The 11,361-nt window shown below is 33.7% G+C and carries 13 protein-coding genes; 10 read left to right on the top strand and 3 right to left on the bottom strand.

Going from position 1 to position 11,361, the window contains the following annotated elements:
• Positions 1-149 precede the first annotated feature (149 nt).
• Positions 150-1,391, top strand: a complete 1,242-nt coding sequence (locus P2W75_RS17405; protein WP_276381465.1) for an ABC transporter permease — start codon at positions 150-152, stop codon at positions 1,389-1,391.
• 80 nt (positions 1,392-1,471) lie between these two features.
• Here the strand turns inward: P2W75_RS17405 and prmC are convergent, their stop codons facing one another.
• Positions 1,472-2,326, bottom strand: coding sequence for a peptide chain release factor N(5)-glutamine methyltransferase (prmC, locus tag P2W75_RS17400; protein WP_276381464.1), 855 nt, complete (start codon positions 2,324-2,326; stop codon positions 1,472-1,474).
• A gap of 76 nt (positions 2,327-2,402) precedes the next feature.
• Positions 2,403-2,900: a GNAT family N-acetyltransferase gene (locus P2W75_RS17395; RefSeq protein WP_207294985.1), complete on the bottom strand. Its 498-nt coding sequence runs from the start codon at positions 2,898-2,900 to the stop codon at positions 2,403-2,405.
• Between the two features lie 127 nt (positions 2,901-3,027).
• Between P2W75_RS17395 and ribD the strand changes: the two genes are divergently transcribed.
• Genes ribD through P2W75_RS17380 form a run of 3 tightly spaced genes read left to right on the top strand, consistent with a single transcriptional unit; the run spans position 3,028 to position 5,316 of the window.
• On the top strand, positions 3,028-4,077 hold the full coding sequence (gene ribD, locus P2W75_RS17390) for a bifunctional diaminohydroxyphosphoribosylaminopyrimidine deaminase/5-amino-6-(5-phosphoribosylamino)uracil reductase RibD (RefSeq protein WP_276381463.1): 1,050 nt from the start codon (positions 3,028-3,030) through the stop codon (positions 4,075-4,077).
• Positions 4,070-4,672, top strand: a complete 603-nt coding sequence (locus P2W75_RS17385; RefSeq protein WP_276381462.1) for an HAD family phosphatase — start codon at positions 4,070-4,072, stop codon at positions 4,670-4,672. Before ribD ends, P2W75_RS17385 begins: the two co-directional genes overlap by 8 nt.
• An 11-nt stretch (positions 4,673-4,683) precedes the next feature.
• The gene (locus tag P2W75_RS17380; RefSeq protein ID WP_276381461.1) at positions 4,684-5,316 is read left to right on the top strand and encodes a YigZ family protein; all 633 of its coding nucleotides are present in this window, start codon (positions 4,684-4,686) and stop codon (positions 5,314-5,316) included.
• Between the two features lie 31 nt (positions 5,317-5,347).
• On the opposite strand, the gene P2W75_RS17375 is transcribed toward P2W75_RS17380, so the two are convergent.
• Positions 5,348-5,752 (bottom strand): thioesterase family protein, encoded by a 405-nt coding sequence (locus tag P2W75_RS17375; protein ID WP_207294982.1) that lies wholly within the window; start codon positions 5,750-5,752, stop codon positions 5,348-5,350.
• Between the two features lie 186 nt (positions 5,753-5,938).
• Between P2W75_RS17375 and dnaA the strand changes: the two genes are divergently transcribed.
• The 6 genes from dnaA to P2W75_RS17345 all read left to right on the top strand — a co-directional run bounded on the left by dnaA (position 5,939) and on the right by P2W75_RS17345 (position 11,189).
• Positions 5,939-7,366, top strand: a complete 1,428-nt coding sequence (dnaA, locus tag P2W75_RS17370; RefSeq protein WP_207294981.1) for a chromosomal replication initiator protein DnaA — start codon at positions 5,939-5,941, stop codon at positions 7,364-7,366.
• 8 nt (positions 7,367-7,374) lie between these two features.
• Positions 7,375-7,842: a low molecular weight protein-tyrosine-phosphatase gene (locus P2W75_RS17365; protein WP_207294980.1), complete on the top strand. Its 468-nt coding sequence runs from the start codon at positions 7,375-7,377 to the stop codon at positions 7,840-7,842.
• 60 nt (positions 7,843-7,902) lie between these two features.
• The gene (locus tag P2W75_RS17360; protein WP_276381460.1) at positions 7,903-8,616 is read left to right on the top strand and encodes an SAM-dependent methyltransferase; all 714 of its coding nucleotides are present in this window, start codon (positions 7,903-7,905) and stop codon (positions 8,614-8,616) included.
• A 22-nt stretch (positions 8,617-8,638) separates the two neighbouring features.
• Positions 8,639-9,121 carry an energy transducer TonB gene (locus P2W75_RS17355; RefSeq protein ID WP_276381459.1) on the top strand — a complete coding sequence of 161 codons (483 nt, stop codon included), beginning with the start codon at positions 8,639-8,641 and terminating at the stop codon, positions 9,119-9,121.
• The gene (locus P2W75_RS17350) at positions 9,105-10,232 is read left to right on the top strand and encodes a methionine aminotransferase (RefSeq protein WP_276381853.1); all 1,128 of its coding nucleotides are present in this window, start codon (positions 9,105-9,107) and stop codon (positions 10,230-10,232) included. The genes P2W75_RS17355 and P2W75_RS17350 overlap by 17 nt, the downstream gene beginning before the upstream one ends.
• A 75-nt stretch (positions 10,233-10,307) precedes the next feature.
• Positions 10,308-11,189 carry an SDR family oxidoreductase gene (locus P2W75_RS17345; protein ID WP_207294977.1) on the top strand — a complete coding sequence of 294 codons (882 nt, stop codon included), beginning with the start codon at positions 10,308-10,310 and terminating at the stop codon, positions 11,187-11,189.
• The last annotated feature ends 172 nt before the right edge of the window (positions 11,190-11,361 follow it).

Raw genomic sequence — 11,361 nt, 5'->3', positions numbered from 1 at the left:
TAGGTTGTTAGTTCTTTTGGCTTTCGACTTTAAAACTTTCCAACTTTTGACTTATTAAGTCTGCAAATATCTTACTTTTTAAAATAAATAATAACACTTGGAAAACAAACTTGTAACAAAAACCGTATTTTCGTGACAAATTGGTCATCATGCTAAAATTATTTAAAGAAAATATCCGAATTGCTTTTGGCTCGATCAAAACGCAAATTCTGCGTACGATTCTTACTGTGCTGATTATCGCCATTGGAATTACCGCTCTGGTCGGAATTCTTACCGTTGTAACTGCTCTTGAAAATACAGTTTCGACCAATTTTGCTTCAATGGGAGCTAACACTTTCAATATCAATCAATACGAAAACACAGTTAAAAACAGAGGCGGAAATGAACGTGAAGTTATTAATCCGATTATTTCTTATCCTGAAGCTGTTGCTTTTAAAAACAAATACAAATATCCTTTTACCGAAACATCACTTTCATTTACCGCTACTTCAAAAGCTGAAGTAAAATATTTAGATACTAAAACCGATCCTGAAATTACGGTTGTGGGAGTTGACGAACATTTCATTACCAATTCTGGTTTGGAAACTACTTTGGGACGTTCTTTCAATCAATTTGATATTGAGAATAATACGTATTCCTGCATTGTAGGTTCTGATTTTGAAAAAGGTTTATTGAAAGATGTTAATCCAATTGATAAAATTATTTCTATTCGAGGCGCTCGTTTTAAAGTAATTGGTGTTTTGAAGGAAAAAGGATCTACATTTGGAAACAGTCAGGATTTACGTGTTTTGATTCCGATTCAAGTGGCGAGATCTTTGTTTACTGCCCCCAATATCAATTACACTGTTAGTGTCATGGTGTCTAAAAAAGAACTTTTAGATCAGGCAATTGACAATGCAACAAGCACTATGCGCAGGGTTCGTAAGTTAAGTCCCGTTCGTGACAACAATTTTGGTATTGGCAGAAGCGATGATTTAATCAACCGAATTTTAGGCATTACACAATATTTAGATTGGGCATCTGCCATTATCAGCATCATTACCATATTAGGATCGTCAATTGCTTTGATGAATATTATGATTGTATCGGTTACAGAACGTACACGAGAAATCGGTGTTCGTAAAGCACTAGGCGCCAAGAGATCAACAGTTGCTTTTCAGTTTTTTATTGAAACTTTGTTAATTGGGCAAATAGGCGGGTTTGTTGGTATTATTTTAGGAATGCTCATTGGTTATGGTTTAGCAAGCGCTATGAGTTTTGTTTTTGTAGTTCCGTGGTTTGCCATTATGATTGCCTTTGGGACAAGTTTTGCCGTAGCTTTAGTATCTGGTTTATATCCTGCAATTAAAGCTTCTAAACTAGATCCAATTGAGGCTTTGCGATATGAATAATTTTTTTAGTTTTCAGTCGCAGTTTACAGTCTCAGTTTACAGTCTCAGTTTACAGTTTAACTGCGACTGAAAACTGAATACTAAATATTAACTTTTATCATCCTATCGTTGTCGTAAATATCTTTTCTAAGATCGATATTGATAAAGTCCATTTGACCTAATAATTCGATCATTTCTTTTCCAAGATATTGATTGATTTCAAAATATAGTTGTCCTTCTGGCAAAAGATTATTATGAGCTAGAGAAGCTATTTTTCTGTAAAAAACTAGCGCATCATTATCATCTACAAAAAGAGCTAAATGCGGTTCATAATCCAAAACGTTCTTTTTGATTTCTTCTTTTTCTAAATTTCTTACATAAGGTGGATTAGAGACAATGACATCGTATTTGCATTTCAATTCTTCGGCCTGTAAAATATCCTGAAATATAAAAGTCACATTCACATCGTTTCGAATAGCATTTCGCTTGGCTGTTTCAATGGCTTTTTTTGAAACGTCAATGGCATAAACATCTGCATTTGGAAGGTTTTTAGCAAGAGAAATAGCAATACAGCCGCTTCCCGTTCCTATATCCAGAATCTTTAATTTCTTATCTTTATCGAGAACAGCATTTTCGCTGATAATCCATTCTACCAGTTCTTCTGTTTCAGGTCTCGGTATCAAAACATGTTCGTTGACTTCAAAATCTAAACCATAAAAGCTGGTCTTCCCTAACAAATACTGAATAGGAACTTCTTTTTTTAATTGTTTTAAAAGCGAATCCCAAACAACAAAATCTTCTTCTGTAAAAGATAATTCATGATTTAAAGCTAAATCTATCTGACGCAGCTTGTGCTTGTCTTCTAAAATTAAATAGAAAAAACTTTCTGCTTCGTACGCATCGTAAAAAGGAGATAATTCTTTAATAAATTGTGTACGATATTGTTTGATTTTCATTTCGGTTTATTGAGGAATTATTTTTCAGCTAAAGCCAATTATTTTCTATACATAAGTATTTTACAAAGCCACTTCGTTACAAGTCATTTTGCAAATCTTTCAACATCCACACGGGGCAGGAATTATGCCCGGTACAACCCATTGGAGCATCTAAATATTCGAAACCTGATTTTCTATATAATTTTTGTGCCGAATGCATAAACGGCATTGTTTCTATATAACATTTTTCAAAACCAAAACTTCTCGCCTGCTCCAAACATTTCTCCATCATTTTACTGCCAATTCCTAAACCGCGGACTTTGGGAAGAAAGTACATTTTCTGCAGTTCACAAATCTTTGGATCACCATTTTCTAAAGGAGCAATTCCCGCACATCCTAAAACTTCACCATCACTTTCAACAACGTAATAAACAGATTTAGGCTTACTATATTCCTCAAACATTAAATCCAAATACGGATCTTCGTAAGCCGTTCCCACTTTTGGAATTTCCATTTCATCAAAAACAGATCGTATTAATTGTGCTACTGCCTGATTGTCTTCTTTTTTAATCTCCCTGATAACCCAGTTTTTCATTTTTTTATTAACGTATATCTACACAAAAATAAAAATACTTTTTTGATACTTTCATAACATTTTGGATTGTTTCACAACTTACACCATAACATTAGACAAAAAATTGAAAAATAGTTACTTTTGCACTGTGAATAAACATGAAAAATATATCAAACGATGCATTGAACTTGCCCAAAATGGTTTTGGAACTACCTATCCAAACCCAATGGTGGGGAGCGTAATCGTTTATGAAGACAAAATTATCGGCGAAGGCTGGCATAAAAAAGCAGGCGAACCACATGCCGAAGTAAATGCCGTGCGTTCTGTAAAAGATAAATCATTGCTAAAAAAAGCAACGATTTATGTGAGTTTGGAACCTTGCAGTCATTTTGGCAAAACTCCTCCTTGCTGTGATTTGATAATCGCCAATGAAATTCCGAATGTTGTGGTGGGAACTGTTGATCCTAATGAAAAAGTTGCAGGAAGAGGCATTTTAAAACTAATTGAAGCCGGAGCAAATGTTACGGTCGGAGTTTTAGAAGATGAATGCAACGAGCTCAATAAACGCTTTTTTACTTTCCATCAAAAAAAGAGACCTTATATTATATTGAAATGGGCAGAAAGCCAAGATGGTTTTCTAGCTCCTGAAAAAGTTGCAGATCAGGAACGTAAACCTATTTGGATTACCAATCAATACTCCAGACAATTGGTTCATAAATGGCGAAGCGAAGAACAATCTATTTTAGTAGGAACACAAACTGTAATTGACGATAATCCGAAATTAAATACCCGAGATTGGTCAGGGAACAATCCTGTTCGTGTGATTTTGGATCAGCATAACCGAATTTCAAAAGATAGTTTTGTTTTTGATGAAAGCGTAAAAACAATTGTATTTTCGAATGCAGATGATATACATTCAACAGAAAATACGATTTTTGAAAAGATTGATCTTAATAAAAATATGATTTCGCAGCTTTTAGAGGTTTTGTACAATCACCAAATACAATCTGTTATTATTGAAGGCGGCAGACAAACGCTTCAATCTTTTATAGATCAAGATATTTGGGACGAAGCGAGAGTTTTTATTGGAACAACTTCTTTTGAAAATGGCGTAAAAGCTCCTGTTATTCTAAAGAAAAACATCACCAAAACAAATATTCTAACCGACGAATTACTTTATATAAGAAACCATGATTGATACTATAATTTTTGACTTTGGCGATATTTTTATCAATTTAAATAAACAAGGAACCATTTCGGGATTGCAGAAATTAGGTATGAAAGAATGGAATTCTGAAATGGATCGTTTGAATTTATTGTTTGAAACTGGAGATGTTTCATATGATGATTTTATAGCAGGATTTCAAAACGAACTTCCTAATGCATCAATCGAAGAAATTCTCGAAGCTTGGAATGCCGTTTTAGCCGATTTCCCTTCGTACCGATTGGATTTCTTAAAAGAACTTTCAAAAAAATATCGTTTGTTTTTATTGAGCAACACGGATTCAATTCATATTTCAACTTTTGAAAAAAGAAGTGGTATTTCTTTTTACACGGATTTTTACAACTGCTTTGAAAAAGTGTATTTCTCATTTGACATCGGATTGAGAAAACCAGATCCTAAGATTTATCAGTTCTTGCTTGACAAACATAATTTAGTTCCAGAAAATACTTTGTTTGTTGATGATAAAACAGAAAACACAGACAGCGCAGCGAAATTAGGTATAAATGTCTGGAATTTACAAGTTGGAAAAGAAGATGTAATTGATCTTTATAAAAAAAATATACTTTAAGAATACTGCTTTTGGAAATTAACGATACGTACCAAACCATTGCTTTTGAATCTGAAGAAGTGCTTTTTAAAGAAAAAGGAAGCAAATTCTTTGGCTATGCTTATCCTATAGAAAGTGAGGAAGAAGTAAAACCTATTATTGAAAACTTAAGAAAACTTCATCCGCACGCTGTACACTATTGCTATGCGTATCAATTAGGAACTGCACCCAAAATTTCATACAGAGCAAATGATGATGGCGAACCAAACAATACGGCTGGCGCACCTATTTACGGCCAGATACAATCTTTTGGAGTCACCAACGTTCTTGTAGTTGTAGTTCGTATTTTTGGCGGTATCAAATTAGGCGTTGGCGGTTTGATAAGTGCTTACAGAACAACGGCTCAAATGACCCTGGAGGTTTGTGAGATTATAGAAAAAACAATCGATGTTCAGTTTTTGATTTCTTTTGATTATAAAAACATGAACAAAGTAATGCGGGTAATTAAAGAAAAGAAACTTGAGATTACTTCTCAGGAAATGGAAATGGATGAAAACACAGGTCAGCCAATTGGAAAAATAATTACAAAAACGCGTAAAAAAAATGCCGAATCTATATTCGACATTTTTGATTTAATGTTTGAAATCGATATTAAAATTATATAATTTAACATCAAAATGCATCTCGATTTAACAATTATTCGAGTGTTTTAAACAATTCTAAAATATAATCTGGCGGAGCTGTTGGGCGACCCGTTTTTAACGAAATAAATACTAAAATAAACACTGCTGTTGTTAATAACTCATTTGCCTCATTATAAATTTCGCAGTCAAATTCAATCTTAACAGATGACTGACTTTTGAAGGTTGTATGAATTGTTAAAAGTTCATCGTATCGAGCTGATTTTTTATAGTTGATCTGCATGGAAACAATTGGAAGTCCAATTCCGCTTTCTTCCATACTTTTATACGAAATCCCTTTATTTCTAAGCCATTCCACTCTTCCAATCTCAAAATACGGCACATAATTTCCGTGATAAACCACTCCCATTTGATCAGTTTCGGAGTAACGGACACGTACTTGCGTTTGATGTTTTTTCATTATTTATATATTAAAAACTTTTAAATTACTCAAGTCCTATTACGACTTTTTTTAATAAAATTAAACTACAAAATATTTTTTTTTACAGAAATTTGTTCACATATTTGTTATCCCGAATTAAGGAATAAAATTGCTCCTTTTTTATAGGAGAATCTTTAACAATAATATAAAAATTTATTTGAATCTATGACTAAAACTGCTCAATCGGTATGGGAAAACTGTTTGTCTTTCATAAAGGACAATATTCAAGATCAAGCATACAAAACTTGGTTTGAACCAATCAAATCAGTTGAGCTAACCGATAACGCGTTATATATTCAAGTTCCAAGTAAATTCTTCTACGAGTGGCTAGAAGAACACTACGTAAAATTATTGAAAGTTGCGCTTACCAAAGAACTGGGAAAAAACGCAAAGTTACTCTATAAAATTAAAATGGAGAACACTTACGGAAACAAACAGCCATTTACCGAGCAGCTGCCAAGTTCCAACAGAGTTCCAATGAAACCGCAAGAGGTTGACGCTCCGTTTAAAAACTTAAATCCAGAGCTGAAAAATCCATTTGTAATTCCGGGAATCCGAAATTTAAAAATTGAATCTCAATTAAATCCTAATTATAGTTTTGATAATTTCCTTGAAGGAGACTCAAACCGTTTAGCTCGTTCGGCTGGTATGGCTGTTGCCAACAAACCGGGAGGAACTTCTTTTAATCCTTTGCTGATTTTTGGAGGAGTTGGTTTAGGAAAAACACACTTAGCACACGCCATTGGGGTTGAAGTAAAAGATAAATATCCAGAAAAAACCGTTTTATATATTTCTGCTGAAATTTTCACACAACAATATATTGATTCTGTAAAAAAGAATAACCGTAACGACTTTATTCATTTTTACCAATTAATTGATGTTTTAATTATTGATGATGTTCAGTTTTTATCAGGAAAATCAGGAACTCAGGACGTATTTTTCCACATTTTCAATTACTTGCACCAAAACGGAAAACAGGTAATTTTAACATCTGACAAAGCGCCTGTTGACATGCAGGATATTGAACAGCGTTTATTATCTCGTTTCAAATGGGGATTGTCTGCAGAATTGCACCAGCCTGATTATGAAACCCGTATCTCAATCTTAAAAAACATTTTATATCGTGATGGTGTTACTATGCCGGAAGATATTTTAGAATATGTTGCCCGCAACATCAAATCGAATGTTAGAGAACTTGAAGGCGCTATCATTTCATTAATTGCTCAATCTTCTTTCAATAAAAAAGAAGTGACAATCGAATTAGCAAAAAGCGTTGTTGAGAAATTCGTTAAAAATGTTAAGAGAGAAATCTCTATCGATTATATCCAAAAAATTGTTTCAGATTATTTCCAATTAGATATTGAAACACTTCAATCTAAAACGAGAAAGAGACACGTAGTACAAGCAAGACAATTAGCCATGTTCTTTGCCAAGAAATTTACTAAAGCTTCTTTGGCAAATATTGGTTCTCAAATTGGAGATCGTGACCACGCTACGGTATTACACGCTTGTAAAACGGTTGACAACTTAGTTTCTACAGACAAACAATTCAAAAAATTTGTCGAAGACATCAATAAAAAACTAACGCTTTAATACGCACCATGCCTATAAAAATCTTAATGGTTTGTCTGGGGAATATCTGCAGGTCTCCTTTAGCAGAAGGGATTTTAGCCTCAAAATTACCTCAGGATAAATTCGTTGTAGATTCGGCTGGAACAGGTTCTTGGCATGTTGGTCATTGTCCGGATAAGCGCTCGATAGAAGTTGCCCGAAAAAACGGAATCAACATCAGCTCACAAAAAGGCAGACAAATCCAAAGTTCTGATTTTGACAAATTCGACTACATTTATGTAATGGACAATTCGAATTTTCGCGATGTTATTCATTTAGCCAAAACTCCAGAACATAAAAATAAAGTTCGTTTGATTTTAAACGAATTATTTCCAGATGAAAATGTTGACGTTCCAGATCCGTATTATGGTTCTGCAAACGGTTTTGACAATGTTTACCAAATGCTGGACGAAGTAACTGATCTAATTGCTGATCAGCTTCTGAAAAAACACTCCTAATTCAATTCAATTGTTTCTGAAACAGAGATAATTGAATTTTTTAATTTTAAACAAAAACTCATGAAACTTTTTGGCAAATTATATCTTATCCCAACTACAATGGGCGAAAGCGATCCAATGGATGTTTTACCTCAAACCGTTAGAAGAACGATAGAAGTTATCGACTATTATATCGTTGAAAATGATAAAACTGCCAGAAAATCTATAAAAGCAGTTTATCCAGAAAAAAAACAATCTGAATTAGTTCTTTTTACCTTAAATAAAAGAACAGAAACCAGCGAACACAATGATTTCATAAAACCTTTATTAGAGGGGATAAATATGGGACTAATGAGCGAAGCCGGCTGTCCGGGCGTTGCAGATCCAGGCGCAGCAATTGTAAAATTGGCTCACGAAAAAGGAATTCAAGTTGTGCCTTTAGTTGGTCCTTCTTCTATCCTACTGGCCATGATGGCTTCTGGAATGAACGGCCAAAGCTTTACCTTCAACGGATATTTACCAATTGATAAAGACGAGAAGAAATCGGCAATACGTCACTTCGAAAGATTATCTCAGGACAAAAATCAATCGCAATTATTCATTGAAACTCCATATAGAAACAACAAATTGATTGAAGATCTTTTACAGATTTTAAATCCCGCAACTCATCTTTGCATCGCCGCAGATATTACTTTACCAACAGAATTCATTAAAACGATGAAAGTTTCAGATTGGAAAAAGTTAAAAATTGATATTGACAAACGTCCTGCAATTTTTATTATTCATAAAATGTAAATTACTTTATAAATCTTTATTTATGAAAAGAATGTCAGCTCTGCTATTCCTTGTATTAACACAATGCATTTCTTCAACAGAAAAAAAAGCTTCAAAAGACACTGACTTTAGCAATTCTGTATCGAAAATAGATACAAATGCCGACGTTACTGAAATTAAAATAAAGGAAGACACCAAAGTATACAATATTGATTCAATAGATGTAAAACCCGAATTTGAAAAAGGAATTAAAAAGCTCCATAAATTCATTAGGCAAAATTATAGATATCCAGAAGAAGAACTTCAGGTAAAAGGAATCGTTGATGTAAATTTTATAGTTGAAAAGGATGGTTATTTAAGCAATATAATAGTTGTTAAAGATGCAGACTTTGGAACTGGAAACGAAGCAATTCGCATTCTCAAAAAATGCCCCAGATGGACACATGGAACACTGAACAAAAAACCCGTAAGAGTTCGTTATTACTTAACGATTCCAATAAATACAAATGATGAGCAAACTCCCTAACGTAACCACAAGCATTTTTACGGTAATGTCAAAAATGGCAATCGAATACAATGCGATAAACCTTTCTCAGGGATTTCCAAATTTTCCAGTTGACGAAAGACTGACCGATATTGTCGCGAGATTAGCTAAAGAAAATGTTCACCAATATACACCAATGGCAGGTTATCCACCATTGATGAATAAAATTGCGAAATTAACTCAGAGTTCTTATAACAGAACAATCAATCCAGATACTGATCTTTTGGTTACGGCCGGAGCAACACAGGGAATTTTCACTACGATTTTAGCTTTAGTAAAAGAAAATGATGAAGTAATTATTCTCGATCCGAGTTATGATTCGTATGAATCTCCCGTTTTACTCTGCAAAGCAAAACCTGTTCGAGTAGCATTAAACGACGATTATACTCCAAATTGGGAAAGAATCGAAAAAGCATGTTCTGTGAAAACCAGAATGATGATTATCAACAATCCGCATAATCCAACTGGGAAAATTTTAACCGAGAATGATTTTGTTCAACTAAAAAAACTTCTTGAAAAATATCCAGATATCATCATTTTATCTGACGAAGTTTACGAATACATTACTTTCGAAGAAAAACATATTTCGGCACATACTAAAGATTTTCTTTTAGACCGTTGTGTGATGGTTTCTTCTTTTGGAAAATCATTTCATATTACAGGCTGGAAAATTGGTTATACCATTGCCCCTGAACATTTAATGAAAGAAATCAAAAAAGTGCATCAGTTTTTGGTTTTCAGCGTCAACAGTATTTCTCAATTTGCAATCAGCGAATATATAGATGTTGTGGATGTAAATCTTCTTGGAAAATTCTATCAAGAAAAAAGAGATTATTTTCAAAAATTACTTCAAAACAGCCGTTTCGAATTAAAACCTTGTGAAGGAACTTATTTTCAGGTGGCTTCTTATGCCAACATTTCAGATCAAGACGATGTGAGTTTCTGTAAAAATCTCATCATCGATCATGGAGTAGCCGCAATACCAATTTCTACTTTTTATTCGGATCATAAGGACCAGAAATTAATACGTTTCTGCTTTGCAAAAGACAATCATACTTTAGAATCAGCCGCTAAAAAATTATGCGATATATAAAATTTTTTAAAATTTTATAACAATATTATGCGTGCATCCTATTTTATTTAATTAATATTGCAAAAAAAGAAAAGTATGAGCTATACAGATAAGATGCTACGAGACGACGCTTTGAAAGGTAAAGTCATTGTAGTTACCGGCGGCGGAAGCGGTCTTGGAAAAGCAATGACAAAATATTTTTTAGAATTAGGCGCTCAGGTTGCCATTACTTCCCGAGACTTAGAAAAACTAAAAAATACTGCTTCAGAGCTTGAAAAAGAAACAGGAGGCAAATGTTTACCTCTTCAATGTGATGTTCGTCATTACGAAGAAGTTGAAAACATGCTGCAGGAAACTTTAAAAGCTTTCGGAAAAGTAGATGTTCTTTTAAACAATGCGGCTGGAAATTTTATTTCACCAACAGAACGTTTATCTGCAAACGCTTTTGATACTGTTATTGATATTGTATTAAAAGGTACCAAAAACTGCACGCTCGCTTTTGGAAAACATTGGATTGACACCAAACAAACATCGGCAACGATTTTAAATATAGTTACTACTTACGCATGGACAGGTTCTGCGTATGTTGTACCAAGTGCTACAGCAAAAGCGGGAGTTTTGGCTATGACCAGAAGTCTTGCGGTAGAATGGGCAAAATACGGAATCCGTTCTAATGCTATTGCTCCGGGTCCATTTCCAACGAAAGGTGCTTGGGACCGATTATTGCCGGGCGATCTTTCAGAAAAATTCGATATGGCCAAAAAAGTGCCATTGAAAAGAGTTGGAGATCATCAGGAATTAGCCAATTTGGCTGCTTATTTAGTTTCTGATTTTTCAGCTTATGTAAATGGAGACGTTATTACAATTGATGGAGGTGAATGGCTGAAAGGTGCGGGACAATTCAATTTATTAGAAGCAATTCCAGAAGAACTTTGGGATCAGCTTGAAATGATGATAAAAGCAAAAAAGAACAAATAATTACAAGTGCTTACTAAATTCAGAATATTTTTTTAAAACTATACTGATTGCACCAAATCCCGAAGGTTTACTTTCGGGATTTTTTTTAAAATAAAAATAAACATTTTAACCATATAAGTGATATAAGTTCAGTTAAGCACTGTTTTACTTAAAAATTTTTCCGCTTAAATTT

This window comes from Flavobacterium sp. H4147 (assembly GCF_029360735.1).
Taxonomy (GTDB): domain Bacteria; phylum Bacteroidota; class Bacteroidia; order Flavobacteriales; family Flavobacteriaceae; genus Flavobacterium; species Flavobacterium endoglycinae.
The sequence above is the reverse complement of the archived record's forward strand: the minus strand, read 5'-3'. Positions and strand labels throughout refer to the sequence as shown.